General features: G+C 76.4%; 30 protein-coding genes and 4 tRNA genes. 20 read left to right on the plus strand and 14 right to left on the minus strand.

The features are described 5' to 3' along the window. The first annotated feature begins 27 nt into the window (after positions 1-27). From ACFO3M_RS09045 to ACFO3M_RS09055, 3 genes are read left to right on the plus strand one after another with little or no spacing between them, the layout of a single operon-like run. Positions 28-648 (plus strand): hypothetical protein, encoded by a 621-nt coding sequence (locus ACFO3M_RS09045; RefSeq protein WP_387988254.1) that lies wholly within the window; start codon positions 28-30, stop codon positions 646-648. Then, positions 645-1268 carry a hypothetical protein gene (locus ACFO3M_RS09050; protein WP_387988255.1) on the plus strand — a complete coding sequence of 208 codons (624 nt, stop codon included), beginning with the start codon at positions 645-647 and terminating at the stop codon, positions 1266-1268. The genes ACFO3M_RS09045 and ACFO3M_RS09050 overlap by 4 nt, the downstream gene beginning before the upstream one ends. A 59-nt stretch (positions 1269-1327) precedes the next feature. Further along, a complete protein-coding gene (locus tag ACFO3M_RS09055) occupies positions 1328-1561 on the plus strand; it encodes a hypothetical protein (RefSeq protein WP_387988256.1) in 234 nt (77 codons plus the stop codon). A gap of 609 nt (positions 1562-2170) precedes the next feature. Here the strand turns inward: ACFO3M_RS09055 and ACFO3M_RS09060 are convergent. Continuing rightward, the gene (locus tag ACFO3M_RS09060) at positions 2171-3262 is read right to left on the minus strand and encodes a Glu/Leu/Phe/Val family dehydrogenase (protein WP_387988257.1); all 1092 of its coding nucleotides are present in this window, start codon (positions 3260-3262) and stop codon (positions 2171-2173) included. Positions 3263-3480: 218 nt separating this feature from the next. Between ACFO3M_RS09060 and ACFO3M_RS09065 the strand changes: the two genes are divergently transcribed. Then, on the plus strand, positions 3481-4800 hold the full coding sequence (locus ACFO3M_RS09065) for a M23 family metallopeptidase (protein WP_387988258.1): 1320 nt from the start codon (positions 3481-3483) through the stop codon (positions 4798-4800). Here ACFO3M_RS09065 and ACFO3M_RS09070 read toward each other — a convergent pair. Further along, positions 4787-5710 carry a LysR family transcriptional regulator gene (locus ACFO3M_RS09070; RefSeq protein ID WP_387988259.1) on the minus strand — a complete coding sequence of 308 codons (924 nt, stop codon included), beginning with the start codon at positions 5708-5710 and terminating at the stop codon, positions 4787-4789. The genes ACFO3M_RS09065 and ACFO3M_RS09070 overlap by 14 nt on opposite strands. Positions 5711-5803: 93 nt before the next feature. Here ACFO3M_RS09070 and ACFO3M_RS09075 point away from each other — a divergent pair, with 93 nt between their 5' ends. Beyond that, entirely contained in the window at positions 5804-6961 is a 1158-nt protein-coding gene (locus ACFO3M_RS09075) for an MFS transporter (RefSeq protein ID WP_387988260.1), read from the plus strand. Positions 6962-7021: 60 nt separating this feature from the next. On the opposite strand, the gene ACFO3M_RS09080 is transcribed toward ACFO3M_RS09075, so the two are convergent. After that, positions 7022-7558: a hypothetical protein gene (locus ACFO3M_RS09080; RefSeq protein ID WP_387988261.1), complete on the minus strand. Its 537-nt coding sequence runs from the start codon at positions 7556-7558 to the stop codon at positions 7022-7024. Between the two features lie 59 nt (positions 7559-7617). Between ACFO3M_RS09080 and ACFO3M_RS09085 the strand changes: the two genes are divergently transcribed. The 5 genes from ACFO3M_RS09085 to ACFO3M_RS09105 all read left to right on the plus strand — a co-directional run bounded on the left by ACFO3M_RS09085 (position 7618) and on the right by ACFO3M_RS09105 (position 13880). Beyond that, a complete protein-coding gene (locus tag ACFO3M_RS09085; protein ID WP_387988262.1) occupies positions 7618-8484 on the plus strand; it encodes an MBL fold metallo-hydrolase in 867 nt (288 codons plus the stop codon). Next, positions 8481-9782, plus strand: coding sequence for a class I adenylate-forming enzyme family protein (locus ACFO3M_RS09090; RefSeq protein WP_387988263.1), 1302 nt, complete (start codon positions 8481-8483; stop codon positions 9780-9782). Before ACFO3M_RS09085 ends, ACFO3M_RS09090 begins: the two co-directional genes overlap by 4 nt. Continuing rightward, positions 9779-11299, plus strand: a complete 1521-nt coding sequence (gene mftG, locus ACFO3M_RS09095) for a mycofactocin dehydrogenase MftG (protein WP_387988264.1) — start codon at positions 9779-9781, stop codon at positions 11297-11299. Before ACFO3M_RS09090 ends, mftG begins: the two co-directional genes overlap by 4 nt. A gap of 93 nt (positions 11300-11392) precedes the next feature. Continuing rightward, positions 11393-12370 carry a phosphotriesterase family protein gene (locus ACFO3M_RS09100; protein WP_387988410.1) on the plus strand — a complete coding sequence of 326 codons (978 nt, stop codon included), beginning with the start codon at positions 11393-11395 and terminating at the stop codon, positions 12368-12370. Position 12371: 1 nt separating this feature from the next. Continuing rightward, positions 12372-13880, plus strand: coding sequence for a class I adenylate-forming enzyme family protein (locus ACFO3M_RS09105; RefSeq protein ID WP_387988265.1), 1509 nt, complete (start codon positions 12372-12374; stop codon positions 13878-13880). A gap of 63 nt (positions 13881-13943) precedes the next feature. Here ACFO3M_RS09105 and ACFO3M_RS09110 read toward each other — a convergent pair whose 3' ends face one another. Further along, on the minus strand, positions 13944-14159 hold the full coding sequence (locus tag ACFO3M_RS09110; RefSeq protein WP_387988266.1) for a hypothetical protein: 216 nt from the start codon (positions 14157-14159) through the stop codon (positions 13944-13946). 132 nt (positions 14160-14291) lie between these two features. Here ACFO3M_RS09110 and ACFO3M_RS09115 point away from each other — a divergent pair, with 132 nt between their 5' ends. Both ACFO3M_RS09115 and ACFO3M_RS09120 read left to right on the plus strand, forming a co-directional pair. Next, the gene (locus tag ACFO3M_RS09115; protein WP_387988267.1) at positions 14292-14975 is read left to right on the plus strand and encodes a phosphodiesterase; all 684 of its coding nucleotides are present in this window, start codon (positions 14292-14294) and stop codon (positions 14973-14975) included. 133 nt (positions 14976-15108) lie between these two features. After that, the gene (locus ACFO3M_RS09120; protein ID WP_387988268.1) at positions 15109-16122 is read left to right on the plus strand and encodes a hypothetical protein; all 1014 of its coding nucleotides are present in this window, start codon (positions 15109-15111) and stop codon (positions 16120-16122) included. Here ACFO3M_RS09120 and ACFO3M_RS09125 read toward each other — a convergent pair. From ACFO3M_RS09125 to ACFO3M_RS09140, 4 genes are all read right to left on the minus strand, one after another. Next, positions 16083-16574, minus strand: coding sequence for a GNAT family N-acetyltransferase (locus ACFO3M_RS09125; RefSeq protein WP_387988269.1), 492 nt, complete (start codon positions 16572-16574; stop codon positions 16083-16085). The two genes, ACFO3M_RS09120 and ACFO3M_RS09125, sit on opposite strands and share 40 nt — an antisense overlap. A 29-nt stretch (positions 16575-16603) precedes the next feature. Further along, positions 16604-16677 (minus strand) — tRNA-Phe (locus ACFO3M_RS09130). A gap of 26 nt (positions 16678-16703) precedes the next feature. After that, positions 16704-16777 (minus strand) — tRNA-Asp (locus tag ACFO3M_RS09135). A 24-nt stretch (positions 16778-16801) separates the two neighbouring features. Then, positions 16802-16874: transfer RNA gene (locus ACFO3M_RS09140), tRNA-Glu, on the minus strand. A 115-nt stretch (positions 16875-16989) separates the two neighbouring features. On the opposite strand from ACFO3M_RS09140, the gene ACFO3M_RS09145 reads away from it, so the two are divergent. Then, positions 16990-17637 (plus strand): AMIN-like domain-containing (lipo)protein, encoded by a 648-nt coding sequence (locus ACFO3M_RS09145; RefSeq protein WP_387988270.1) that lies wholly within the window; start codon positions 16990-16992, stop codon positions 17635-17637. 4 nt (positions 17638-17641) lie between these two features. Here ACFO3M_RS09145 and ACFO3M_RS09150 read toward each other — a convergent pair whose 3' ends face one another. The 4 genes from ACFO3M_RS09150 to ACFO3M_RS09165 form a co-directional block, all read right to left on the minus strand. Then, entirely contained in the window at positions 17642-17965 is a 324-nt protein-coding gene (locus tag ACFO3M_RS09150) for a hypothetical protein (RefSeq protein ID WP_387988271.1), read from the minus strand. A gap of 23 nt (positions 17966-17988) precedes the next feature. Continuing rightward, on the minus strand, positions 17989-19506 hold the full coding sequence (locus ACFO3M_RS09155) for a metallophosphoesterase (RefSeq protein WP_387988272.1): 1518 nt from the start codon (positions 19504-19506) through the stop codon (positions 17989-17991). A 96-nt stretch (positions 19507-19602) separates the two neighbouring features. Beyond that, positions 19603-20205 (minus strand): NAD(P)H:quinone oxidoreductase, encoded by a 603-nt coding sequence (wrbA, locus tag ACFO3M_RS09160; protein WP_387988273.1) that lies wholly within the window; start codon positions 20203-20205, stop codon positions 19603-19605. A gap of 118 nt (positions 20206-20323) precedes the next feature. Beyond that, positions 20324-20803, minus strand: coding sequence for a GtrA family protein (locus ACFO3M_RS09165; RefSeq protein WP_387988274.1), 480 nt, complete (start codon positions 20801-20803; stop codon positions 20324-20326). 183 nt (positions 20804-20986) lie between these two features. Here ACFO3M_RS09165 and ACFO3M_RS09170 point away from each other — a divergent pair, with 183 nt between their 5' ends. The 4 genes from ACFO3M_RS09170 (at position 20987) to ACFO3M_RS09185 (ending at position 23494) form a co-directional block, all read left to right on the plus strand. After that, complete coding sequence (locus ACFO3M_RS09170; protein WP_387988275.1) at positions 20987-21412, plus strand: VanZ family protein; 426 nt, start codon at positions 20987-20989, stop codon at positions 21410-21412. 10 nt (positions 21413-21422) lie between these two features. Beyond that, entirely contained in the window at positions 21423-22304 is an 882-nt protein-coding gene (locus ACFO3M_RS09175) for a Rieske (2Fe-2S) protein (protein WP_387988276.1), read from the plus strand. A 22-nt stretch (positions 22305-22326) separates the two neighbouring features. Then, a complete protein-coding gene (locus ACFO3M_RS09180; protein WP_387988277.1) occupies positions 22327-23184 on the plus strand; it encodes a hypothetical protein in 858 nt (285 codons plus the stop codon). Between the two features lie 178 nt (positions 23185-23362). Beyond that, positions 23363-23494, plus strand: coding sequence for a hypothetical protein (locus ACFO3M_RS09185; protein WP_387988278.1), 132 nt, complete (start codon positions 23363-23365; stop codon positions 23492-23494). Positions 23495-23966: 472 nt separating this feature from the next. Here the strand turns inward: ACFO3M_RS09185 and ACFO3M_RS09190 are convergent, their stop codons facing one another. Both ACFO3M_RS09190 and gvpJ read right to left on the minus strand, forming a co-directional pair. Continuing rightward, complete coding sequence (locus tag ACFO3M_RS09190; RefSeq protein ID WP_387988279.1) at positions 23967-24320, minus strand: phage holin family protein; 354 nt, start codon at positions 24318-24320, stop codon at positions 23967-23969. 75 nt (positions 24321-24395) lie between these two features. Beyond that, positions 24396-24764, minus strand: a complete 369-nt coding sequence (gene gvpJ / locus ACFO3M_RS09195; RefSeq protein ID WP_387988280.1) for a gas vesicle protein GvpJ — start codon at positions 24762-24764, stop codon at positions 24396-24398. A gap of 461 nt (positions 24765-25225) precedes the next feature. On the opposite strand from gvpJ, the gene ACFO3M_RS09200 reads away from it, so the two are divergent. The 3 genes from ACFO3M_RS09200 to ACFO3M_RS09210 all read left to right on the plus strand — a co-directional run bounded on the left by ACFO3M_RS09200 (position 25226) and on the right by ACFO3M_RS09210 (position 26420). Beyond that, positions 25226-25298, plus strand: a tRNA-Lys gene (locus ACFO3M_RS09200). A gap of 52 nt (positions 25299-25350) precedes the next feature. Further along, positions 25351-26010 (plus strand): dihydrofolate reductase family protein, encoded by a 660-nt coding sequence (locus ACFO3M_RS09205; protein ID WP_387988281.1) that lies wholly within the window; start codon positions 25351-25353, stop codon positions 26008-26010. Then, positions 26007-26420 carry a VOC family protein gene (locus tag ACFO3M_RS09210; RefSeq protein ID WP_387988282.1) on the plus strand — a complete coding sequence of 138 codons (414 nt, stop codon included), beginning with the start codon at positions 26007-26009 and terminating at the stop codon, positions 26418-26420. The genes ACFO3M_RS09205 and ACFO3M_RS09210 overlap by 4 nt, the downstream gene beginning before the upstream one ends. The last annotated feature ends 6 nt before the right edge of the window (positions 26421-26426 follow it).

Below are 26426 nucleotides of genomic sequence, written 5' to 3' on the forward strand. Positions count from 1 at the left end.
CTGTGCGGCAGGTGCGACGCTGCGTCCGTGCGGATCGTGACTGCTGCCTCGCTGACCGTCGCTGCGGTGGCTTTGGCCGGGTGCACGTCCCCGGTGGCTGGCACCGGGACCCCCGCGCCGTACACCGCCGCCGCGCCGGCTGGCGAGACAACCGCGCCCTACGAGGCAGCCGCCGACGGAGGGCTGATACCCGCGCAGTACCCGCAGTGTGACCTCGGTGCGGAGATCCTGGACTACCTGGCGACCGGCGACAACGCCGGCGACCCCGGCCTGGACCGAGTGTTCGCGGACTACGTGGGGGTGTCGCTGCCGCAGGCGCGGGCGCTGGCCGACGAGTGGATCGCTGCCTGCGACGAGCGGGCCGCCGAGGATGAGGCTGCGGCGGCATCGTCCACCGCAGCGGAGTCCGCAGCCGCCGCAGCGGCAGCAGCAGAGGCTGCCCAGGCGGCCGAGGACCGGCGCGCCTGCGGCGCTATCGGTGGCCGCTACGTGGAGGGGTCCATCTGGGACGGGGCCTGCGAGTCCACCGTGGTGGGCAACCCCAGCGGCCAGCCCTTCAAGGACTGCGGCCATGCGTGGCTCACCTTCCCCGCCACTGAGGAGGACCTGGCCCGGCTGGTGTCCGACTACCCCGGCTGCTTCCCGTGACCGGGGGCATCGTCTGGACCGGCATCATCACCGGCGTCATCACGGCCACGGCCACGCTGCTGGGCGTCCGGCTGACCCAGCGGCACACCCTGGCCATGCGGCTGCTGGACCGGCAAGAGCAGCGACGCGTGGAGCAGCGTGAGGCCTTGGCCGAGGTGCTGGTCACCGGGCGCGAGTGGGTCCACAGCCTGGGCGCTGTGACGACAGCGGCCGAGCGGGCAGACGTGCTGGCACTGGTGCGGACGCCTGCTCTGAAGGACCACCCGTCCCGGGCCGTTGCCCACGGACGCGCGTTGTTGACCGCGCGGCTGGTGGTGCGTGATCCGTTGGTGCGCGCGAAGGTCGTGTGGCTGTCGGATCGGGTTACAGACCTGCCGTCGCGGTTGGCTCGCGTCATCGTCACCCAACAGGACGGGGACGGTGCGACGGACCCCGACGCGGTGAAGGCCGTCCGGCGGCAGGCGTCCGCGTACCGGGACGCGCTGAACGACCTCGAGCGGCTGACCCGCGAGCGCGTAGTGGACGACCCGTCGGATGTCCGGAGGCGCTGGTGGCAGCGGGTCCGGCTGCCTAGACGGCGGTCGGTTCCGCAGCCTGAGGCGTCCACCGGCGCAGTCTGACCGGCGCGGCCGTCCCGCGCCGGAACGCTGAACAGTGCCCGCATCTAGGGTCCTCAGGCGTGGACTACGACATCGTGAAGCGCTTCAGGGCCGAGTTCGGCGGGCAGGTCGAGGAGGTCTATGTGAACGGCCGCCGGGTGGGCATGGTCTACCGAGACCCGAAGCCGCCCGCCGAGATCGACGAGCTGTGGATGGCCTACACGCAGGGCGGGCAGGGGGCGCGCAGCCGCGACGAGGCGCTCCGGGCGGTGCTGCGGCACGCCGAGGAGAACCCCGATTACGAGTTGCAGTAGCCGCCTGGCCGGTCCCTGCGCCTGCGGCAGTCCAATAGGGCAGCACCGGCCCGGTGGACGAACGCGACGGCTTCGTCGCCTACCTCGATCGAGCGGCCTTCATGGACCGCCCACCCGGTACCAGCGCCAAGCCACCATGTGAGTGGCGTACCGGATGCAGACCTGCTGCCGCTCGGCCAGGATCTTGCGCTCGGCTCTAGCTGCGGCCGCATCCCTAGTCCTGTCCGGCGGCGACCCACCTGGTAGCAGCGTTAGCGCGGCCTGCCGCTACCGCCACAGGACTCGCACATGAGGTTCCATCCAGCGCCGAGCTTCCTACCGATGCCGCCGCAAGTACGGCAGTGACCAGCAGTTCCTTCGCTTGCGCTGTACTTGCTAGCACTACGCCCCATGAGCCACAGGGCTACGCACACGCCAAGGAATGACCAGGCATACCACCCCATGACCACCACCGGCCCTATTCGACGGTGCGCCAAGGGTCGGCTCCGGGGTTCCGCTCGTCAAGGTCCGAACAGCGTGGCGGATCGTGCTACCTGTAGTGGCTGACCAGCTCTTATGACTTCCGCTAGCTCGTACCTGCGGGTGATCTTGGCGTTCGTGCCCCCCTGGTCAGTGAGGCAGTCGAATCTGCGTCAACCGACCGACGGACGCAATGCGCTCCTCGGCCATGCGGTCCGCTGTGACCGCTGGGGACACTCCCTCGGCGTCTGCGCGCTGGAAGACGCGCAGGGCCGTGTCGTAGATCCCTGCGGCCCTGGCCTCAGCACGGGCGAAGGAGAAGCCCCCTCCAGGTCCTCCGCGTGACGTGCCGTGCCGCTCGTCCTCGACCTGGATGACCCCGCCGGCGTTCACGAGGTAGTCGGGGGCGTAGAGGATCCCGCGCGCGGTCAGCCGGTCCGGGATGCCCTCGTGGGCGAGCTGGTTGTTCGCGCCGCCGCAGACCACCTCGGCCTGCAGGGCGGCGACCGTCGCGTCGTCGAGCGCGCCGCCGAGGGCGCAGGGCGCGTAGACGTCGGCCGGGCAGCGCACCAGGGTCGCGGTGTCGGCGACCGCCTCGACGCCGGGGTGCCGGGTGAGGACCCGCTGCACCGCGGCGGGGTCGACGTCGGTGACGAGGACGTCGGCGCCGTCGGCCACGAGCCGGTCGACCAGCCAGCCGCCCACCTTGCCGACGCCGGCGACGGCGACGGTGCGCCCGGACAGCGTCGGCTCGCCCCAGCGGTGCTGGGCTGCGGCGCGCATGCCCTGGAAGACGCTGAAGGCGGTGAGCACCGAGGAGTCCCCGCACCCGCCGTACACCTCGGAGCGGCCGTGGGCGAAGCGGGTCTCGCGGCCGACGAGGTCGAGGTCGGCGTTGGTCGTGCCGACGTCGCAGGCGGTGAGGTACCGGCCGCCGAGGGCCTCGACGAACCGGCCGTAGGCGCGCAGCAGCGCCTCGGTCTTGTCGGTGCGCGGGTCGCCGATGACCACGGCCTTGCCGCCGCCGAGGTCGAGGCCGGCCAGGCTGTTCTTGTAGGTCATCGCCCGGGCCAGGCGCAGCGCGTCGGCGACCGCCTCGTCCTCGGAGGCGTAGGGGTGGAAGCGGGTGCCGCCCAGCGCGGGGCCCAGCGCCGTCGAGTGGACGGCGATCACCGCCCGCAGGCCCGAGGCCGGGTCGGAGCAGAAGACCACCTGTTCAGCGCCGGAGCCGAAGACGTCCACGACCGTCGAGCCTAGAACGTGCGGACGTGCCGTCCGTCACCCCCGAGGGGGTCTCCAGTCCGCCGCCCGGGGTGTCGACAAGTGACGTGACGGATGTCGGTGACTGTGTCGTGCGGTCACGGTGTGACTTCCGTGCCGCGTGTTGCCACTGTGGCGCGTGTCCGCCGGACGACGCTGACGCCGCACCTGCACCACCCCTCTTCCCCAGGGAGCGCCCGATGCCGCAGTGCCGTCCCGCCCGGACCCGCGGCCGCCGTGGCGGCGTCCGCGCCGCCCTGGTCGGCCTGCTCTCCTGTGCGGTCCTGCTCGGCACCGCCGGGCCCGCCCTGGCCGTCCCGCCACCACCGGTGAACCCGAGCGACGGCGAGATCGCCGGCGCCCAGGCGGCCCAGGAGGCGGCCGCCGCCGAGGTGGGCCGGCTCGCCGCCGAGGTGGCCGCCGCCGAGAGCGAGCTCGAGCGGCTCGGTGTGCAGGCCGAGGCGGCCGGCACCGCCTACCTCGCCGCCGAGGAGGCCCTGCTCCAGGCCCAGGCGGCCGCCGACCAGGCCGCCGCCGACCTGCAGGCCGCGACCGACGCCGTCGACGCCGCGATCGACCGCATCGCCGGCTTCGCCCGCGACAGCTACGTCAACGACCCCACCCTGGCCACCGCGGCGGCGCTGCTGGACTCCGCCGGCCCCGGCGAGCTGGTCCAGCGGGCCGCGCTGCTGGACTACGTCGCCGACACCCAGGTCGACGTGCTCGAGGAGTTCGAGGTCGCGCGGGTCCGGCAGGCCAACGCCGAGTCCGCCGCGCGGGCCACCCGGGACGCGGCCGCGGCGGCCGAGCAGCAGGCCGCCGACGCCAAGGCCGCGGCCGACGCGCAGGTGGCCGCGCAGCAGACGGCCGTCGCCGCGGCCGAGGCGAACAAGGCGACGCTGGACCAGCAGCTGCAGGCGGCGCAGATCCACCTGCTGGAGCTGCAGGGCGCCCGCGACGCCTACCAGGAGTGGCAGCGGCAGAAGGCCGAGGAGGAGGCCGCCGCGGCCGCGGCCGCCGCCCAGGCCGCCGAGGAGGCCGCCGCCGAGGCCGCCGCCGACCGCGCCGCGGCGTCGTCGGGGACCCGCACGGCCGCCGCCTCCGAGGTCAGCGGGTCCGGCTACGTGAAGCCGACCTCGGGCCGGACCTCGAGCTGCTTCGGCGCCCGCTGGGGCGTCCTGCACGGCGGCGTGGACATCGCCGCCCCGATCGGGACGCCGATCTACGCGGCCACCTCGGGCGTCGTCGTCCGGCACGGCCCGGCGACCGGCTTCGGCCTGGCGATCTACATCCGCGGCGACGACGGCGCGGTCACCGTCTACGGCCACGTCAACGCCGAGTACGTCGGCACCGGCGAGCGCGTCGTCGCGGGCGAGCCGATCGCCGAGGTCGGCAACCGCGGCCAGTCCACCGGCCCGCACCTGCACTTCGAGGTCCACCCCTCGGGCGCCCTCCACGGCGGCCAGGTCGACCCGGTGCCGTGGCTGCGCGCCCGCGGGGTGTCGATCAGCGGCTGCTGAGCCGGGCGCGGCGGGCCGCGCCGATCCGCTGCAGCGCGGCCAGCGCGGCGGCGGTCGCCGGCGGGCGCGGTCCCGGCAGCACCGCCGCCTGCACCCGGCGGGAGCCCGGCTCGTCGGCCAGCGGGCGCAGGACGAGGTCGTGCCCGCCGACGACCACGGTGAGGTCGTGGGTCAGCGCGACGCCGCGGCCGGCCGCCACCAGCGCCTGGGTCTCCACCGGCTCGTCGCCGTGGCCGGCCAGCAGCAGCGGCGGCGTCACCCCGGCGCGGGCGAGCACCGCGTCCAGCCGGCGGGCGGCCGAGCCGTCGTGCGGGCGGATCCAGGTGTCCGCGGCCAGGTCGCGCACCCGCACCGCGGCGGCGCCGGCCAGGCGGTGACCGGCCGGCAGCGCGACGCGCAGCGGGTCGTCGAACAGGGCGTGCAGTTCGACGTCGTCGGCAGGCGGGGCGGGCTCCAGGTCGGGCTCGCAGACGAGCGCGAGGTCGAGTCCACCCCGGCGCAGCCGGGCCAGGGCCGCGGCCCGGTCGACCAGCTCGTCGACGACGACGAGGCCGGGATGGCGCTCGCCGAGCGCCGCGGCCAGCTCGGCGGACAGGTACACCAGGGCGGAGAGGAAGGAGCCCAGCCGCACGGTGCCGCGGGTGAGGCCGGCGAGGTCGCGCACCTCGCGCTCGGCCCGTTCCAGGCCCGCGAGCAGCGTCTCCGCGTGGGCGAGCAGCAGGCGGCCGGCCTCGGTGGGCCGCACGCCCTGCTGCGTGCGGTGCACCAGCAGCGTGCCGAGCTGCCGCTCCAGCAGGCTCACCTGGCGGGAGACCGCCGGCTGGGTGAGGTGCAGCGCGGCCGCCGCCGCGGTGAACGAGCCGTGCGTGAGGACGGCGTGCAGCGTCACGAGCCTCGTCGTGTCCAGCACGGCCCGCAGTCTGCCCCTGCCATGACCGGACGTCAGGACCGTCCCAGCCGATCCTGATGGATGGTCACGGCCCCGGCGGCCGATGTCCCGGGGGTGACCGTCGAGCAGCCCACCGCGGGCCGGGCCGTGGCGGCGACCCGCGTCCTCTTCCTCCTGACCGGGCTGCTCGCCGCCAGCTGGGCCGGGCGGGTCCCCGCGGTGCAGGAGCGGCTGGGGCTGAGCCCGGGTGGCCTGGCGGTCGCGGTCCTCGCCGTCGAGGGCGGGGCGCTGCTCGGCCTGCCGCTGGGCAGCGCGCTGGTCACCCGCCGGGGCAGCCGCGCCGGGGCGGCGCTGGGCCTGGCCGGCTACGCGCCGCTGCTGTCGGTCGCGGCGGCGGCGCCGTCCCTGCCGTGGCTGGCGGCCGCGCTGGCCGGCTGGGCCGCTGCCAACAGCGTCGTCGACGTCGCGCTCAACGCCCAGGGCGTGGCGCTGGAGCGGCAGTGCCGGCGCCCGGTGCTCTCCGGCCTGCACGCCGCCCAGGGGGTCGGGCTGCTGGCCGGCGCGCTGGGGGCGACGGCGGCCGCCGCCGCGGACGTCCCGCTCGGCGTGCACCTGGGCGCGGCGACCGCGGCCGGTCTCGTCGCCGGCGGTCCCGCGACGCGGCTGCTGCTGCGCGAGCTCCCGGCGCCCGCGCGCCCGCGATCGGCCGGGTCCCGCCGGGGCCTGCTCGGCCTGGGCGCGGTGGCCTCGTGCGCGTTCCTCGTCGACGCCTCGGCCACCCAGTGGGTCGCCGTCCACCTGCGGGCCGACCACGGCGCCGGGCCGGGGCTGGCCGCCGCGGGCCTGCTCGCCGTCACCGCTGCGCTGGTCGTGGGCCGGCTCCCCGGCGACCGGCTGCTCCTGCGGTGCCGCCGCGCCGCCGTCGTCCGGGGCTGCGGGCTGGCCGTCGCGGCCGGGGCGGGGCTGGCGGCGCTGGCGCCCACCGCGGGCTGGGCGCTGGCCGGCTGGGCGCTCGTCGGGCTGGCGGTGGCCCCGCTGGCGCCGGTCGTGCTCGGTGCCGCGCCGGACGCGCCGCACCGCGGCGGCGCCGGGATCCCGGCACCGGCCGCCATCGCCACGGTCACCACCGTCGGCTACCTGGGCTCGGCCACCGGGCCGCCCGCCGTCGGCGTGCTCGCCGAGGGGGTCGGGCTGTCCGCCGCGCTGGTCCTCGTCGTGCTCGCGGGCCTGGCCGCCGCGGTGCTCGCCGGGACCGTCCCCGCCCGCCGCTGACCGGGCCGGACACGACGACGGCCCGCCCCCCGAGCGGGGAGCGGGCCGTCGTCGTGGCGGCTAGGAGGTGGGAGCGGCGGCGCCGCAGTTCTGCTCGCCGAACTCGGTGACGTTGGTCGCCTCCGGGCCCTGGGCGACGGTCACGAACTGCTGGGCGGCGGTCTGCAGCTGGGCCTGGCCGTCGGGGGTGCTGAGGTCGACGGAGTTGGCGGTGTCGGAGAAGGCCTGCACGGCGTCGCCCACGACCTGCCAGTCGCTCGCGATCTCGGCCGGCGGCTGCACGGAGTCGAACGCGGCGGCCGCCTGCTGCAGCAGGCCCGGCAGCTGCTCGGTCGTCGCGGCCGAGAGCTGGTTGCCGAGCTCCTCGTACTGCGCGGCCTGCTCGCAGAACGCCGCGACGGCGGGGTCGTCGCTGCCCGCGGAGGACGAGCCGCTGGGGTCGCCACTGGACTCGGCGGAGCTCGAGGTGCTCGCGGCGGTGGACTCGGCGGCCTCCCCGCTGCCCGACCCGTCGCCCCCGTCGCCGCAGGCGGTGAGCAGGACGGCCGCGGCCGCCGCCACGACGGCGGAGCGGGACAGGTGCGCGATCGATCGCATGCTCGGAGGCTAACGGCCGGTCGGGCGGTCCGCGTGCGGGCGCGGACTACCGTGCGGTCGTGCGCGCCCCCGTCGACCCACGCGTCACCTGGGACCTCCCCGCCCCCGGCGGGCTGCCGCGGACGGCGGACCTCGAGCCCCTGGTCACCCGCGTGCTGGCCCCCAACCCGTCGGGCATGACCCTCGACGGCACCAACACCTACCTCGTCGGCGCGCCGGGCAGCGGGCAGGCCGTCGTGGTCGACCCCGGTCCCGACGACCCCGCCCACCTCGCCGCGGTGGAGGAGGCGCTGGCCGCCCGCGACGCGCGCTGCGTCGCCGTGCTGGTCACCCACCACCACGGCGACCACGCCGAGGCCGCGCAGCCGTGGGGGGCCCGGTTCGGCGCGCCGGTCGCCGCGGCCGACGCCGCCGTCGCGGGGCCCGGCGGCCGGCTGCTCGAGCCGGGGGAGCGGCTGCGTCTGGCGGGCACCGCGCTGGACGTCGTCCCGACGCCCGGGCACACCCCCGACCACCTGGCCTTCCGGCTGGAGTCCGGGGCGGTGCTGGTCGGCGACCACGTCCTCGGCCGGGGGACGTCGGTGGTCACGCACCCGGAGGGTGACGTCGTCGCCTACCTGGAGTCGCTGCGGCGGGTGCACGACCTCGGGCCGAGCGCGCTGTACTGCGGGCACGGACCGGAGCTCACCGAGGACCCGGGCGCCGTGCTCGACTTCTACCTCGCCCACCGCGCGTTCCGGGAGTCGCAGCTGCTGGCCGCGCTGGTCCGCGGGGCGGGCACCGTCGACGCGGTGGTGGCCGACGTCTACGCCGAGGTGCCCCGGGCGCTGTGGCCGGCGGCCGCGCAGTCGACCCGCGCCACGCTGGCCAAGCTCGCCGCCGAGGGGCACGTCGTGGTGGACGGCGACCGGGTGCGTCTGCCGTGACCGCCGTCGTCCGGGCCGCCGACAGCGAGCGCGACCAGCGGCGGGCCGCGGCGGCGCTGCGGGCGGCGGGGCTGCGGCGCGGCGACCGGCTGCTGGTCTCGGCGGCGTCCTCCCCGGCGCTGCTGGCCGTCGTCCTCGGGGCGCTGCGCACCGGGATCGTGCCCGTGGTGCTCGACCCGGCGCTGCCCGCCGCCGAGCGGGCCGCCCTCGCCGACGACGCCGACGCGGCCCTCGACGCCGGTCCGGCGCCCGAGCGGCTGCTCACCGGCGACGACGAGGCGGACCTCGCCGACGTGCCGCTGGCCCGGCCGATGCACTACACGTCGGGCACCACCGGGCGCCGCAAGGGCGTGTGGTCCGGCGTCCTCGACGACGGCGACGCCCGCGCGCTGGCCGCCGAGGAGATCGACCTCTGGGGCTTCACCGCCGCCGACCGGCACCTGGTGCTCTCCCCGCTGCACCACTCGGCGCCGCTGCGGTTCGCCGTCCACACGCTGCTGGCCGGCGGCGAGGTGCTGCTGCCCGGCCCGTTCGACGCCGCCCGGGCGGCCGCGGCGGTCAGCACGCTCGCCCCCACGACGACGTTCTGCGTCCCCACCCACCTGCGCCGGCTGCTCGCCCGCGACGACGTCGACTGGTCCTCCCTCCGCGTGCTCGCGCACGCCGGCGCGCCCTGCCCCGAGCCGCTCAAGCGGGCGGTGCTCGACGCGCTGCCGGCGGGCAGCGTCTGGGAGTTCTACGGCTCCACCGAGGCCCAGTTCACCGTCTGCTCCGCCGACGACTGGCTGGCGCACCCCGGCAGCGTCGGCCGCGCGCGGCCGGGCCGGCGGCTGGAGACCGACGCGCGCGGCCAGCTGTGGTGCGCCGTGCCGCGGTGGGCGCGGTTCGAGTACTGGCGCGCGCCGGAGAAGACCGCGGCGGCCTGGCGCGGCGACCGGGTCACGGTCGGCGACCTCGGCCGGGTCGACGCCGACGGCACCGTCTGGCTCGACGGCCGCCGCGAGGACCTGGTCATCTCCGGCGGCGTGAACGTCTACCCGGCCGAGGTCGAGGCGGTCCTCGACGCGCACCCGGACGTGGTGGAGAGCGCGGTCGTCGGCGTCCCCGACGAGGAGTGGGGGCAGCGGGTGATCGCCGCCTACGTGGGCACCGCGGACCCCGCCGCCCTCGGCGCCTGGGCACGGGAGCGGCTGTCCCCGGCCAAGCGGCCCAAGAGCCTGCACCCGGTGGGGGAGCTGCCGCGCACCTCCACCGGCAAGGTCCGGCGGCTGGACCTGCCGGGGGTCCTCGGCCTGTGAGCTGGGACGTCGTCGTGGTGGGCGCCGGATCGTCCGGCTGCGCGCTGGCCGCCCGCCTCGCCGACGCCGGCCGCCGCGTCCTGCTGCTCGAGGCCGGCGCCGACCACCCCTGGCCCGCCGACTTCCCGCCCGACCTGCGCGACGCCGCCACGCTGCGCGCCACCGTGCCCGGGCACCCCGCGAACTGGTCGTTCACCACCGAGCTGACCCCGGGCACCACCGCCCCGCTGCCGCGCGGGCGCGTGGTGGGCGGGTCCAGCGCCGTCAACGGCGGCTACTTCGTCCGCGCCACCCCCGCCGACCACGCCGGCTGGGCCGCCGCGGGCAACGACCTGTGGAGCCTCGACGCCACGCTGCCGGCCTGGCGCCGGCTCGAGGACGACCGCCAGTACGGCGACCGGCCGGGGCACGGCCGCGGCGGCCCGCTGCCGGTCACCCGGCCCGTCGGCGGCTCGCCGCTGACGGAGGCGCTGGCCGCGGCGGCCGCGGAGCTCGGCGTCCCGGAGGAGCCGGACAAGAACGCCGGCGGCCCGCCCGGCTACGGACCGGTGCCGTTCACCGTCGACGGCGGCCTGCGGGTCAACGCGGCGATGGCCTACCTGTCCCCGCGGCGCGGGTCGCCGCGACTGACGGTGCGCGGCGGGGTGCGGGTACGGCGGGTGCTGGTCGGGCGCGGCCGCGCGGTGGGCGTGGACACCGACGCCGGCCCGGTGCACGCCGCCGAGGTGGTGCTGGCCGCGGGCGCCGTCGGCTCGCCGCACCTGCTGCTGCTGTCCGGCGTCGGCCCGGCCGACCACCTGCGCGCGCACGGCCTCGACGTCGTCGCCGACCTGCCCGGGGTGGGCGCCGGGCTGACCGACCACCCGCTGGTCCACCTGCCCTGGGTGCCCGTGGCCGGGCTGCCCGAGGGCGACTGGCCGCTGCCGCTGCACGGGTCGCTGAACGCCACCTCCTCGGACTCGCCCGTGCCCGGCGACCTGGAGGTGCTGCCGTGGCTGCGGCCCTGGGGGCGGGTGGTCCCCGGCGGGGGCGGGGACGACCGCACGCTCGCGCTGGCCGCCGGGCTGTACCGCGAGGAGAGCCGGGGCCGGCTGTCGCTGGCGTCGGCGGACCCCGCGGCGCCGCCGCGGATCGAGCACCGGTACCTGGCGACCGCGACCGACCGGCGGCGGCTGCGCGAGGCGGTGCGCCTGGCCGACGGCCTGCTGAGCACCCGCGCGCTGGCCCCGCTGGTCGCCGCCCGCCCCGGCCCGCCGGCCGGCGTCCTCGCCGACGACGCCGCCCTCGACGGCTGGGTCCGCGCGCACCTGACCACGGCGGTGCACCTCGCCGGCAGCGCCCGGATGGGCCCGGACGGCGACCCGGGCGCCGTCGTCGACCAGCACCTGCGGGTGCGCGGCGTCGACGGGCTGCGGGTCGCCGACACGTCGGTGCTGCCCGAGGCGCCCTCGCGGGGGCCGGCGGCGACCGCGGTGATGGTCGGCGAGCGGGCCGCGGAACTGGTGACCGGCGGCTGACCCCAGTGCGACGCAGGTCACGTCCCCGCTAGCGTGCCGGTGCCCGGACGGCGTCGTCCGGGCACCGGCCCAGAGGAGGACCCGTTGCCCCAGGTGCAGACCGTTCGCGGCCCCGTCGACACCGCCGAACTCGGCCCGACCCTCATGCACGAGCACGTGTTCGTGCTCAACGCCGACGTCCAGCAGAACTACCCCGGCGAGTGGGGCAGCGAGGACGACCGGGTCGCCGACGCGGTGCAGAAGCTGACGAGGCTGGCCGCGACCGGCGTGCGCACCATCGTCGACCCCACCGTCATCGGCCTCGGCCGCTACATCCCGCGCATCCAGCGGATCGCCGAGCAGGTCGACCTCAACATCGTCGTCGCGACCGGCTGCTACACCTACGACGACGTCCCGTTCTTCTTCCACTACCGCGGCCCGGCGCTCAACGAGGCCGTCGGCGCCGAGGTGCCCGACCCGATGGTCGACATGTTCGTCGGCGACATCACCGACGGCATCGCCGGCACCGGCGTCCGGGCGGCGTTCCTCAAGTGCGCCATCGACCACCAGGGCCTGACCCCGGGCGTGGAGCGGGTCATGCGCGCCGTCGCCAAGGCCCACCGCGCCACCGGCGCCCCGATCACCGTGCACACCCACCCGGGCAGCCACACCGGGCTCGACGTCCAGAAGGTGCTCGACGACGAGGGCGTCGACCCCGGCCGCGTCGTGCTCGGGCACAGCGGGGACACCACCGACGTCGACCACCTGTCCGAGCTCGCCGACGCGGGCTTCGTCCTCGGCATGGACCGGTTCGGCATCAACCTGGACACGACCTTCGAGGCCCGCGCCGACACGCTGGTCGAGATGTGCCGCCGCGGCTACGCCGACCGGATGGTGCTCTCGCAGGACGCCTCCTGCTACATCGACTGGCTGGCCCCCGGCGTCATGGACCTCCTGCCGCAGTGGCACTACACGCACATCCACGACGACGTCCTCCCCTACGTGCGCGAGCGCGGCGTCACCGAGGAGCAGATCACCACGATGCTGGTGGACGTCCCGCGCCGGTACTTCGAGAACACCGGGACCTACTGAGATGGCGCTGCACCCCTTCGACGAGGCAGGGGTCGAGCGCGACGCGGCCGGCGTCAAGCACTACACCGACCTGCCGGGGTCCGTCGTCGCGATGCTGCGGGCCTCGGTCGAGCGCGACCCGGACGGCGAGGCGGTCGTGGAGGTCGACGGCCCCCGGCTGACCTTCCGGCAGCTGTGGGACGGCGCGGCGCGGGTCGCCGGCGGGCTGCGCGAGGCCGGCGTCGGCCGCGGCGACCGGGTGGCGATCCGGCTGGGCAACGGCGCCGACTGGGTGCTGGGCTTCCTCGGCACGCTGATGGCCGGTGGGGTGGCCGTACCGGTGAACACCCGGTTCACCGAGCCCGAGGCGCAGTACGTCGTCGACGACAGCGGCGCGCGGGTGGTGCTGGCGCCGGGGGAGCCGCTGCCCGACGGCGCGCCGTACGTGGAGGAGGGGCTGACCCGGTCCGACCTCGCGGCGATCTTCTACACCTCGGGGACGACCGGCTTCCCCAAGGGCGCGATGACCAGCCACGAGAACTTCCTGACCAACACGGAGAACGCGCGCCGGGTGGTCGGGCTGGGCCGGCACGACCCGACGCTGCGGAACCTGATCAGCGTGCCGCTGTTCCACGTCACCGGCTGCAACAGCCAGCTGCTGCCGGCGCTGGAGGGCGGCGCGGCGGCGGTGGTCATGCCGGCGTTCGAGGTCGGCCGGTTCCTGCGGGTCATCCCCGAGGAGCGGATCGCGGTCGTCACGTCGGTGCCCGCGGTGTTCTGGCTGGCGGTCAACCAGCCCGCCTTCGCCGACACCGACGTGAGCTGCGTCCGGTTCGCCACCTACGGCGGGGCGCCGATCGCGCCGGAGCTGGTGGCGCGGATCAAGGAGGCGTTCCCGGCGGCGCGGGTGGGGAACGGGTTCGGGTTGTCGGAGACGTCGTCGATCTCGACGTTCCTGCCGCACGAGTACGCCGGCACGCACGCCGACTCGGTGGGCTTCCCCGCCCCGGTGGTCGACCTGCAGGTGGCCGACCCGGACCCGGAGACCGGTGTCGGGGAGCTGCTCATCCGCGGCGCCAACGTCGTCCAGGGCTACTGGAACAAGCCGGAGGCGACCGCGCAGGCGTTCACCGACGGCTGGCTGCACTCCGGGGACCTGGCGCGCATCGACGACGACGGGTTCACCTACGTCGTCGACCGCGCCAAGGACATGATCAACCGCGGCGGCGAGAACGTGTACTGCGTCGAGGTGGAGAACGCGCTGGCGGCCGCGCCGGGGGTCTTCGAGGTCGCCGTCGTCGGGGTGCCCGACCCGGTGATGGGGGAGAAGGTCGGCGCCGTCGTCGTGCCGGTGCCCGGCACCGAGCTCGACCTCGAGGCGTTCCTGGCGCACGCCCGTGCCCACCTGGCCGACTTCAAGGTGCCGCAGTTCGTGTCCGTGCGGTCGGCGGTGCTGCCCCGCAACCCCGGCGGCAAGGTGCTCAAGCCGGTGCTGCGCGCCGAGTCGGAGTGGGCGCCGGTGCGGCGCTGAGCCGGCGGGTCGTCCCGGCGGCGCGCCGTCCGCAGCCGCCGGGACGCCGGACCTGGGGCCCGGTCAGCGGACCGGGCGGATCTCCGACGTCGTGGTCGTGGTCAGCGGCGACCAGGCGTCGGGGTGCGGGCGGCCGGCGTCGGCCACCCACCCGGCGGAGCGCTCGCCGGGCCGCGGAGCGGTGCGGGGAGCGGGCCGGGAGCTCAGGGCGACGATCAGGGCGAGCAGCAGGAGCAGTCCGGCGAGGACCCCGCCGGTGACCAGGAGCGTCGTGAGCACTGACTGACCGTATGCGGCGGACTGCTCCGTGTCACAGGCAAGGAACGACGGACATCCCGCCCGGTCACCGGCAGGTCCTGCCGGTTGACGAGCGACACGTGCACGGCCCGGGAGCGCGGGTAGGGCAGCGGCGTGCTCGACCTCGCGAGGCTGGCCGGACGACTGGCCGCGGTGCCGCTGGGCGCCCTGGCGCGCCGGCGCCGCGGCAAGCCGATGCACCCCCGCGGCGCCGTCGTCGCGGCCGTGCTCGAGCGGACCGGCGTCCCCGGCTCCTGGGGCGTCCCGTGGCTGGAGGGACCGGCGCGCGAGGACGCCGTCGTGCGGCTGTCCCGCGGGGCGGGCCTGCCCGCCCCGCTGCCCGACGTCCTGGGCCTCGCGGTCCGGCTGCCCGACGGCGGCCGGCCCGTGGACCTGCTGCTGTCGAGCACCGGCTCCGGCCGCTGGACGCGGCTCCTGCCGGTGCTCCGGGTCGACGCCGCGACCACCTACTCGTCGATCATGGGATACCGCTCGGCCGCCGGGACGCTCCGGCTGGCGGCGGTCCCGGACCGGCCGGAGGAGCTGCCGTCGGACCCGGCGCCGGTCGCCGCCGCGGCCGCCGGGACGGCGTTCCGCCTGGTGGTCGCCCGCGGGGCGGGGGAGTGGGTGCCGTTCGGCCGGCTGACCCTCGGGGACCCGGTCGAGGGCCTCGACCCCGACCTGCGCTTCGACGCCGTCCGCAACCCGCCACCGGGCCTGGTCGCCGACGGCCCGATGGCCCGGTTCCGGGCGCCGGCCTACGCCGCCGCGCGGGAGGGCCGCAGCGGCGCCGGCTGAACCCCCATCGGGTGACGCAGGCCACTCGGTGAGCCTCCACACGGTTGTGCGGCACCATCCTGGGGTATCGGAACTCCCCGGAGTTCATCGAGGAGCACCGCCCCTGCCGTCGCAGTGCTCGACCGCAGGAGGAGTGGCCGCCCGAGTGATGCACGCACTACCGACGTCCGCGCGGACCCGCGTCGCGACGGTGCCGCACGCCGATCCCTACGTCGACGCCGTGCTGCCCGCCTCCGCGGTGCGGGTGGGGCCCGCCCACGACCCGAGCCCGTGGCTGGACCCGGCGTACCTCACCGCGCACGCGGCCCTGGTCGACGTCGTGCACCTGCACACCGGCCGCGGGCACCTGCACGAGGACGAGGTGGTCAGCTGGACCGAGGCGCTGCGCCGCACCGGGGTGCCGCTGGTCGTCACCGTGCACCAGCTGCGCGACCCCGCCCGGCCCGCCCGGCACGACGCCCACCTCGCCGCGCTGCTGGCCACCGCGGAGGTCGTCTTCACGCTGACCCCCGGCGCCGCCGACGAGATCGCCGAGCGCTTCGGGCGGACGGCGATCGTCGTCGCCCACCCCTCGGTCGCCGCGGCCGACCCGGACACCGGCGCCGAGCGCGGCCTGGTCGGGCTGGCGCTCGGCATCCCGGGGGCCGCGGTCACCGACCCGGTCGCGATGGTGCGGGCCGCGCTGTCGGGCGCGGTCTCCGGCGGCGGGCGGCTGCGGGTGTTCCTCGAGCCCGGGCGGTCACTCGCCCTCGACCCGGACCTGGCCCGCGCCGAGGGGCTCGAGGTGGTCGCCCGGGACCCGGCGCGGTGGGCCGCGCAGCTGCAGGAGCTGCACGTGGCGGTGCTGCCGCAGCGCTGCGGCACGCACTCGCGGGACCTGGAGGTGTGCCGCGACGTCGGCACGCGGGTGGTGGCGCCCCGCTGCGGGTGGTTCGCCGAGCAGTGGTCCGACGTCGTCGGCTACGGCGACGACGAGGGGTGCGGCTTCGACCCGGTGTCGCTCGGCGTGGCGGTCGGCGCGGCGCTGGCCCGGCCGATGCCGCGCCCGGCCGACCGCGCCTGGCGGGCGGAGCAGCGCGCCGCGGTGCAGGCCGTCCACGAGCAGGTCTACGACCAGGTGGTGGCCGACCGCGTCGTCGGCGTCTGAGCCGGTCGGAGCAGGTCGACCACCCACAGGCCGGGCAGCACCTCGTGCTCGGCCACCTCGGCGAACCCGGCCCGGGCGTAGAGCCGGCGGGCCGGGGTGTTGTCGCGGCCGGTGGAGACGGTGACCGGGCGCCGCCCGGCCCGCTCCAGCACGGCGGCGACCAGGGCCAGCCCGGTGCCGCGGCGCGCGTGCGCGGGGTCGACGACGAGCCGGTCGACGTCGACGCCGTCGCCGGTGTCCCGCCAGCCGAGGGCGCCGAGGACGGTCGCGCCGTCGAAGGCGACCAGCCAGGACAGGCCCGCGGCCCGCAGGCCGGTCAGGTCCTCGTGCAGGGCGGGGATCCGGTCGTCGCCGATCAGCCGCGCCTCGACGGCGTAGGCGGCGTGCTGGACCTCGAGCAGGCGGGCGGCGAGGCCGGCGTCCCGGGCCGGGTCGCGCGACTCGACGACCACCGGGCTCCCGGGGGGAGAGGAGGAGTGTGTGGGCAGGGGCGGGGTCGAACCGCCGACCTCTCGCTTTTCAGGCGAGCGCTCGTACCGACTGAGCTACCTGCCCCTCCCGGTGACGCTGCACCGGGGAAGCGACCCTGACGGGACTCGAACCCGCGACCTCCGCCGTGACAGGGCGGCGCGCTAACCAACTGCGCTACAGGGCCTTGCTGGTACTGCTGGTGGTGCCGTGCCCCCAACGGGGTTCGAACCCGTGCTACCGCCTTGAAAGGGCGGCGTCCTGGACCGCTAGACGATGGGGGCTCGTGTTCGCCGGGGGCAGGGAGAACGATACACGGCCCCCGGAGGGCCCCCGACACCACCCCTCGGCCAGGCGTGGCGGGCCCGTCCGGGGCCGGCCGGCTGTCACGATCCGCGGGTGTCCCGCCGCGCCCTCACCCCCGCCCTGCTCACCGCGGCGCTCCTGCTGACCGGCTGCGGCGCGGAGGAGCGGCCGGCGGCGGCCGCGCCCTCGACCGCTCCGTCGTCCGCCACGACGTCGTCGGCCGGCGGGTCGGCCTCGCCGACCGGGGGCGACACCGGCGGGGACACCGGCGGGGACACCGGTACCGCCGCGCCGTCGCCCCCCGCCGACACGCGGCCCGACACCGCCGAGGCCTCCGCCGACGCGTCGGTGACCGTGCGCGACGTGCGCACCGGCCGCCACGACGGCTTCGACCGCGTGGTGTTCGAGGCCGGCGGCACGGGGACGCCGGGCTGGGACGTCCGCTACGTCGACGTGGCGAGCTCGCAGGGCAGCGGCGAGGAGGTCGACGTGGCCGGCGAGGCGGTCCTGCAGGTGACGATCACCGGCGCCGGCTACCCCTACGACACCGGCGTCGAGGAGTACGCGGGCCCCGACCCGCTGCCGGGCCAGGGCACCGCCACGGTCACCGAGGTGGTCTTCGACGCGACCTTCGAGGGGACGACGGTCGCCTTCGTCGGCACCCGCTCGCAGGCGCCGTTCCGGGTCTACGGGCTCGAGGACCCGACCCGGGTGGTGGTCGAGGTCGCCGACGCCGGCTGAGGCCTCAGCCGAGGCTGGCGGTGAGCTCCACCGAGTCGCCGGAGACGCTGGTGCACTCCAGGGACAGGCTCCCGGCGTTCACGGACTCGCCCTCCCCGCAGGACACGCTGGCCCCGGCGACGCTGATCGACGCCCGCCCGTCCTGCACGCTCCCGAGCGTCACCGTCGTCCCGAGGACCTCGACCTCGCTGCCCTCCCCGTCCAGCGTGATCGTGCAGGTCGACCCGGAGCAGGAGAAACCGTTCGAGGTGAACGAGCAGCCGGCGACGGGGACCAGGGCCAGGGCCCCGGCGAGGACGCCGGCGGCCAGGCGGGGAGTCGGAGCCATGGCGCGAGCGTAGGACGGGCGGCTCAGTCCGTCGGGGAGGACGGCGTCCCGCCGCCGGTGCCGTCCTGCGTGCCGTCGGCGGGCACGTCGGCGGGGACGTCGGCGGGGACGTCGTCGGCGGTCCGCTCCGGGACGACGGTGCGCACGATCGTCGCCTCGGTCTCGCCCAGGCCGCCGAGGGTGATGTCGTCGTAGGCGACCAGCGCGCCGGTGTCCGGGTCGAGGTAGAGGACCGTGCAGGTCAGCGGCTCGGGGTACTCGCCCTGCAGGCCGCGCAGGCCGGCACCGCCGGTCGACCCCTGCACCATGAGCAGCGTCCCGCCGTCGAGGGTCTCGACCTCCCGCTCGTGGGTGTGCCCGGCCAGGACCAGCGGGACGACGCCGTCCAGCGGCCCGGCCTGCTCCGGGTCGTGCACCATCGCGATCGCCGGCGTCTCCGCCTGCTCCTCGGCGACCTCCGCGAGGTCCTCGCCGGTCTGCTCCAGCGTCTCGCCGTCGCCGGTGGCGTCCTTGTCGGGGGTGAACCGGGGGTCCCGGGCGCCGATCACGGTCAGGCCGGCGACCTCCGTCGCGGAGTCGTCGAGGACGGTGGCGTTGGGCTGGGAGGCGACCAGCGCGGCGGTGGTCGCGGAGTCGTGGTTGCCGCGGACGTACACGTAGGGGACGCCGAGCGCGCCGATGGAGCCGATCAGCCGGTTCTCCGGCTCGCTGCCCCAGTCGGTGATGTCGCCGGTGTCGAGGACGGCGTCGACGTCGAACTGGTCGGCCACCTGCGCCACCAGGTCGAAGCCCGCCGGGTTGAGGTGGACGTCCGAGACGTGCAGCAGGGCCACGGTGTCGGTGGGCCCGCCCGGCGCCGGCAGGGCCGACAGCGCGGAGTACAGCGTGCCGACGTTGGTGACCAGCTCCTCGAGCGACTCCCGGTAGGCGCTGAACCGGGCGACGATGTCCTCGGCGCTGCCGATCAGGCTGGTCGCGTTGACCAGCAGGCCGGTGTAGGTGGGCTGGGACAGCGCCTCGGGCCGCCAGGTCGCCGCACCCAGTCCGGCGGTGCCCGCGAGCAGGACCACCGAGACGCCCGCGGCCACCAGCGGCTCGCGCCAGCGGCGGTAGAGGAGCAGGGAGGCGACGGCGGCGCCGCCCACCCCGGCGGCGGCCGTCGTCCAGGCCAGCCGGACGACGGCGTCCTGCAGGTCGGCGCTCACCTGGTCGACCACGCCGTCGAGCCGGGCCGGGTCGCTCACCAGCGCCTGGATGCGCGTCTCGTCGACACGGCGCAGCTGGACGTCGAGCCCGAGCGGGCCGTCGTAGGCGTCGACCTCCAGCGTCCCGAGCGGCGGCACCTCCACGGTCGCGCCGCCGCCGGTGGGGGTCAGGGCGAGGCCGGCGTCGAACGGGCCGATCGGCGCCTCGACGCGGCCGAGCAGCAGGATGCCGAGCAGCGCGCCGGCAGCCGCGACGGCGAGCCGGACCGCCCAGCGCCCGGCGACCCGCGCCGGACGCCTCCAGCGCCCGGGCGCCCGCGTCGTCGGCCCGCTCATCCCGCCGAGGTTAGTTCCGGGCGGGTACCTCTGCCGGGGACGGCGACGGCCGGCCGGGAGGGGTCCCGGCCGGCCGTCACGGTGTGTCCGTGCAGGTCAGGCCACCAGCTTCGCGGTCACCTCGGCCAGCCGGCGGCCCTGGTAGCGGGCCGCGGCGATCTCGGCGTCGGAGGCGGTGGCCGACTTGCCGCCCGAGGCGTTCGAGACGCCGTAGGGGTTGCCGCCGGCCTCGAACAGCAGCGGGTCGGTGTAGCCGGGCGGCACGATGACCGCGCCGAAGTGCGAGAAGACGTTGAAGAACGTGAGGATCGTCGACTCGTTGCCGCCGTGGACGTTCTGCGCGCTGGTGAACGCGGTGGCGCCCTTGTCGGCGAGCTTGCCGGTGAACCACAGGCCGCCGAGCTGGTCGATGAACTGCTTCATCTGCGAGGCGGGCGTGCCGAAGCGGGTGGGGCTGCCCAGCGCGTAGCCGTCGGCCCACTCCAGGTCGGCCGGCGTGGCCTCCTGGACCTCGCTCGCGGTGGCGTCGACGTGCGCCCGCCACAGCGGGTTGCTGTCGATGGCCTCCTCGGGGGCCAGTTCCGGGACCCGGCGCAGGCGCACCTCGGCGCCGGCCTCCTCGGCACCCTCGGCCAGGGCGGCGGCCAGCTGGTGCACGTTCCCGGTGGACGAGTAGTAGATGACGGCGATCTTCGCCACGGTTCCCTCGGCTCTCGTGTCGCGTACGCGGTCTCGTAGTTGCGTGTTCAACCACTACCGGGCTGTGTGCTCGCGACACGCACGCGCCAAACACGCGGCGGGCGACCGGGCCGGGGGATCAGGCGGGCTGCGGGCGGAAGACCCAGCGCAGGGCGAGGAAGCGCAGCGTCCCGATGGTCGCGGTGACCAGGGCGATGACCGCCAGCTCCGCGACGACGGGGGGCTCGGGGACCGTGGCGTTGAACCAGCTCAGCGCCAGGCTGGTGGCCACCATGCCGGCGATCGCCAGCGCGCCGCCCTCCCACTGCGCGGCGAACCAGCCGACCCGCTCGCCGGCGCGGAAGGTCAGCCGCCGGTGCATCTCGTTGGCGAGCATCGACGACAGCGCCGAGCCGACGACGTTCGCCTGCACGCCGCCCAGGTCGCGCAGCAGCCAGAACAGCAGCGCGTAGACGGCGCTGGAGAACCCGCCGACCATCACGAACCGCGCGAACTGGCCCAGCGCCCGGTCGGAGCGCACCAGGGTGTTCAGGCTCGCGGCCAGGTCGGCGACGACGTCGACGACCGCGGGGCGGTGCAGCAGCGACGGGCAGGTCACGGGCACACCTCCTGGCTGCTCACGGCGTCGTCGGGGATCACTGTCCAGGATCCTCCTGACACTTACCTGGGGGCGAGCGAGTTGCTCCGCGCGGGTCGCTGTGTCGGGTGTGCGTCCCCTCACTCCGGGTCATCGCAGCTCGCTCCCAGGGGCCTGCCAGGGACCTGCGTCACGGTCGGGGCCATGAGGTCGCTGCTGTCCGCCGCCCTCGCCGTGGCGCTGACCGTCGTCGCCGCGCTCACGCTGCTGCCCACCGGCGACGCGGGCTGGGCCTGGGGCTCGCCCGCCGTCGAGGCGCGCTGGTACCTCGCCGGCCTGGACTCGCCCGCCACCGTGCGGCAGCTGCTGGGCAACCTGCTGCTGCTGACGGCGGTCGCCGCGGTGGCCGTCCTCCGCTTCCCGGTCCTGCGCCGGCCGGCCGTCCTCGCGGGCGCGGCCGTCGCGACGGGCGCGGCGATCGAGGTGCTGCAGTGGCTGCTGCCGCTCGGCCGCGTCGTCTCGCCGCTGGACGCGCTGCTCAACGCGACCGGTGCGGTCGCCGCGGGACTCCTCGTGACCGTGCTGGTCAGCCCCCTGGCCGGTGGCGTCAGGGTGGCCCGGCGGGGGTAGGGACCCGCGCATGAGCCTGATGGGGATCCTCGACCGCCTCGCCGACGTGAGCACCTTCGACCGGACCATCGAGTCGGCCCGCAAGGCGGTCCAGGCGGTCCTGCGGCCGGGAGTGCTCAAGGACGCGCTGCACGGCACCTGGCTCGGCCACCCGCTGCACCCCGTGCTCGTGCAGGTCCCCGTCGGGAGCTGGACCTCGGCCGGCCTGCTCGACGCCGTCCCGCCGCTGCGGCCGGCGGCCACCGTCCTGATCGCCACCGGGGTCGTGGTCTCGGTGCCCGCGGCGATGTCCGGTGCGGCCGACTGGTCGGAGCAGGAGGTCGGCGTCCGCCGGCTGGGCGCGCTGCACGCGGTCTCCAACGTGGCCGCGCTGAGCCTCTACGTGGGTTCCCTGGTCGCCCGGGCCAGGGGCCGCGGAACGCTCGGCCGGGTGCTCGCCTACGCCGGGCTGGGCATCGCCACCGGGTCCGCGGCGATCGGCGGGCACATGTCCTACGCCCAGTCCTCGGGCGCCTCGCACGCGGCGACGGCGGCCCGCGCGCTGACCTCCGACTGGATCGACCTCGGCCCGCTCGACGACCTGCCGGAGGGCCGGCCCGCGCTGCGCACCGCGGGCGGCAGCGGGGTCGCCGCGCCGCTGGCCGCCGTCCGCCGGGGTGCGCGGGTCGACGTCTTCGTGGGCGCCTGCTCGCACCTGGCCGGGCCGCTGTACGAGGGCACCGTCGAGGAGGTGCGCGGGCACACCTGCCTGGTCTGCCCGTGGCACGACTCGGCGTTCGACCTGGAGAACGGGGAGCCGCGGCGCGGGCCGGCGGCGAACCCCCAGGAGAAGCTCGAGGTGCGGATGGAGGCCGGCCGGGTGATGGCGCGGCTGCCCTCCCGCCACCAGTAGCCCGCCGCCCTACGCTCGCCGCGTGCGGCGGACGGCGGCGGGGCTCGTCGTGCTGCTGTGCGCCGCGTGCGGCTCCGCCGGGCCGTCGGCCGCCGAGCCGACCCCGCCGGTGCCGCCGTCGTCCACGCCCGCTCCCGGTCCGGCCGTGCCGCCGGTGCCCGGGATCGAGGCCGAGGCGGTGGAGCTGCGCACCGACGCGGCGGTCGGCGGCCAGGTGCAGGTGCGGGTCACCGACACCGGCACCGAGCCGTTCACCGTCACCGCCGTCGCGATCGACTCGCCCGGCTTCGTGCCGCTGCCGGACCGGGCGCTCACCGCCGCCTACGCGCCCGGCCGCACCATCGACCTGCCCACGCCCTACGGCGAGGTGGTGTGCGACCGGGCCGCCGAGCCCGCCGCGGCGCGGCTGACCGTCGTCCGGCCCGACGGGCGCACCGAGACCCTGCGCGTGCCGCTGGCCGCCGAGACGCTCGGCCGCATCCACGAGGAGCGCTGTGCCGTCCGCGCCGTCCTCGCCGTCGCGGGGGTGGCCGTCACGGGGCTCGCGTCGGACGGCGACGCCGTCACCGGGTCGCTCGTGCTGACCCGGTCCGGCGACGACGACCGCCCGGTGACCGTGACCCGGCTGGAGGGCAACGTGCTCTACGACGTCGCCGCGGACGACCTGCCGCGGACCCTGGGGGCGGGGGACCCGACGCTGGAGGTCCCGGTCGAGTTCACGATGGCGCGCTGCGACCCGCACGCGCTGGCGGAGGTCAAGCAGCCCCACCTGTTCCTGCTGGGGCTGCAGGTGGGGGACGACGACGAGGTGCCGGCGGACCTGCCGCTGGACCAGGCGCAGCGGGACGTCCTCTCCGGGCTGGTCGCCACCGCCTGCTGACGGGCCGGAGAAGGGACCGGCCCGGCTGTCCCGGGGGGAACGGGACGGCCGGGCCGGAGTGGTCGCGCGCGGTCGTGACCGGCGCGCTGGGATGACCGTAGGTAGTGGCCCCCGGTGCCACGATCCCCCGATCGGGTGCACGCCCCCGACCGGGTGGCGCTCCCGTGGTGACGCACGGTTGCCGACGGCGCACGGTGGGCACCTCGACCGGGTGTTCCTCTTCTTCTCCAACCGCCTGGGCTGCCTGGGATCCCTGCTCGTGTCGGCGGTGCTGACCCTGGTCGTGCTGCTGGTGCTCGACGTGCTGTGACCGACGCCGAGGTCCTGGGGGTACTGGCGGCCGCTGCGGAGGCGGACCGGGCCCGACTCCGGGCCGCCGTCGCGGCGGTGGAGGAGGCCGACGGAGTCCTCGTGGAGCGGCGCGCCGGGTGGTGACGGGGCGTGCACCGGGGGACAGCGCCCCGCTGCGCAGCGCCGTGGGGCCGGGCGGGACCGGCGTGTCCGGGACGGGTGGTCCGGGCGGCAGCCACAGGATCGGCGCCCTCGGAACCCCAGGCGTGCACGGACGTGCGCCGACGAGATCGGAGGGCACCGATGCAGGACCAGACTCCCCGACGAGCCCAACCCGACCAGCGGCGCCGTCCCGGCCTGCGCGAGATCCCCGCCGTCCGGAGAGGTGAGGAGGACGAGCGCAGGGCCCCGGCACGGGCCGCGCGCGCCGACGCCTGAGCCGTGACGACGCGGCGCGCCGGCCGGACCCGCCGGTCGCGCCGCGTCCCCGGTCAGGTCCCGGGGCGAGGGGCAGCGCCCGGAGACGCCCAGGGCATCCGCGCGCGGCCGGCGCGCGCCAGGGCGGAGGCGCCCGCGCCGAGCGCCGCGGTGACCAGTGCCGCCGACACCGTCGGCGGCAGCCGGCGGTCCAGCAGCCGGATCAGCAGCGCCGTCGCGCCGCCGGCCGCCATCGAGCCGAGCACGGCCGAGCCGCCGAGCAGGCGCACCCCCTCCCGCGAGTCGCGGTACGGGCGCGTGACCTCGTCCCGCACCCGCTCGACCTCGCGGTGCACCGCCGCGCCGATCTCCTCGGTCAGCGGCTGCAGCAGGTCACGGCCGGGAAGTCCCGGGATCTGCGACGTCATGGCACCCTCCCCGGTCCCGACGGTCGCGGTGCCTGCATTGTCGGCCCGGCCGGGCCGCCGTGGGGCGGGAGCGTCCTACCGCTCGCGCTCCTCGTTCCCGCGGCCGGTGATCTTCTCGACGAAGTTCTCGATCTTCTCCGCGGGACCGCTCAGCTTCTTCTTCACGACCATCTTGGCGCCGCCCTCGAGGGTGTCCTCGAAGAGCCCGGGCAGGCCCCTGGGCTCGCTGCCGGGGTACAGGTCGAGCCGGTTCACCGCCTCCGCGAACCGCAGGTAGGTGTCCACGCTGGCGATGACGACCCGCGCGTCGACGGTCACCAGCTCGATGCCCAGCAGCGCCACGCGCGCGTACGCGTCGAGCACGATGCCCTTGTCCAGCACCACGTCGAGGACGTCGGCCAGGCCGCTGGGCCGGGGCGCGCGGTTGACGGTCGACACGGTCATGAGCTCCCCCAGGTCTGCGGTTGCCTCCCACGATGGACCGCCGCCCGCCGGTCCGCAGAGGATGTCGCCCCGGTCGCGCCGAGCGTCGTCGGACGATCGCGCTCGGTCACGGGATCGCGGACCGGCGGGGCGGGCCGCCGGCGGCCGGCCCCGGCGCTCCCGGCCGGGGCACCATGCGGGTGCCGCACCCGCCCGCGGCCCCGCGCGGGCCGGCAGCGGACGGAAGAGGGTGCCGCCATGCCGCAGGGAACCCGACGCCGGGCCCAGCCACCCCAGCGACGTCTGAGCTCGACGCGGCAGGCGCCGCAGAGGGCGTCGAAGCCGCAGACGACGGCGGACACGGGCCGGAAGCAGTCCTTCGGCAGCCAGCTGTGGAAGGGCTTCCTGGAAGGCCTGCGGAGCCGACGCTGACCTCCAGGGGCCGGTGACCGCCCGCTCCGTCTGGGAGACTCGGCGGCGCCGGGCCTCTAGCTCAACTGGCAGAGCAGCGGACTTTTAATCCGCGGGTTGTGGGTTCGATCCCCACGGGGCCCACCGTGCTGACCGGGCCGGCTGCGCGACGCGGCGGCGTGGGGCGGGATCCCCGATGAGTTCTGCGCCCGTCGTGCGTCAGGACCACATGAGCACCGGGACCCAGGCGATCCGGCTGGACATGACCGTGTCCCTCGACGGGCTCGTCGTCGGGCCGGAGGACGGTCCCGAGGAGCCGATGGGCCTCGGCGGGTTCCGTCTGTTCAACTGGCTGGACCACCGCCTCGACCCGGGTCCGAACGGTCAGGTGGTCGCCGAGGCGACCGCGACCCGGGCCGTCATCTCGGGCCGCCGCACCTACGAGCACGCGAACCGCTGGAACGGCGACCACCACGACGGCGTCCCGGTCTTCGTGCTCACCCGCCACGTGCCGGAGGAGCCTCCGCCGGGCAGCGTGCAGTACGTGACCGACGTCCGTGCCTGCGCCGCACGGGCCCGTGCCGCCGCCGGCGACGCCGACGTGCTGGTGCTGGGCGCCGGGGCCGCCCAGGCGCTGCTCCGGGCCGGCGAGCTCGACGAGATGGAACTGCACGTCGTCCCCGTCCTCCTCGGACGGGGACGACGGCTGTTCGACCACCTGCCCGCCGAGCGGACCGAGCTCGAGCTGGTCCGTGAGTCGAACGCCGCGGACACCGACCCCGAGCACCGGGTCCTGCACCTGCGCCACCGCGTACGGCGGCCGCCGGCCGGTCACGACGCGGGAGCGGGACGGTGAGGACCCTGCACGTCGGCCTGCGGGTCGCCGATCCCGAGCGGGCGGTCGCCTTCTACACGGCCGTGGGCTACGAGGTGGTCGGACGGGTCCCGGAGACGCCGATCGGCCAGCTGACGATGCTCAAGCTGCCGGGCGACGACGTCGTCAGCGTCGAGCTGGTCTTCGACCCCCGCGAGACCGGGAGGGCCCGGGGCACCGGCCTCAGCCACCTCGTCGTCTCGGTGGAGTCGATGGACGCCACGGTCGCCGACCTCAGGGCGAAGGGCATCGAGGTCGCGGACCCCGGGTCGCCCGACGGCTCCGCGGACTTCCGGACCACCGTGATCACGGACCCCGACGGCAACCGGATCGAGCTGGTCCAGTGGCCCCCCGGCCACCCCGACGGTCTGACCGCGGCCGACTGGTCGTGACCGCCC

This window comes from Geodermatophilus arenarius, from assembly GCF_042654585.1.
Classification (GTDB): domain Bacteria; phylum Actinomycetota; class Actinomycetes; order Mycobacteriales; family Geodermatophilaceae; genus Geodermatophilus; species Geodermatophilus arenarius.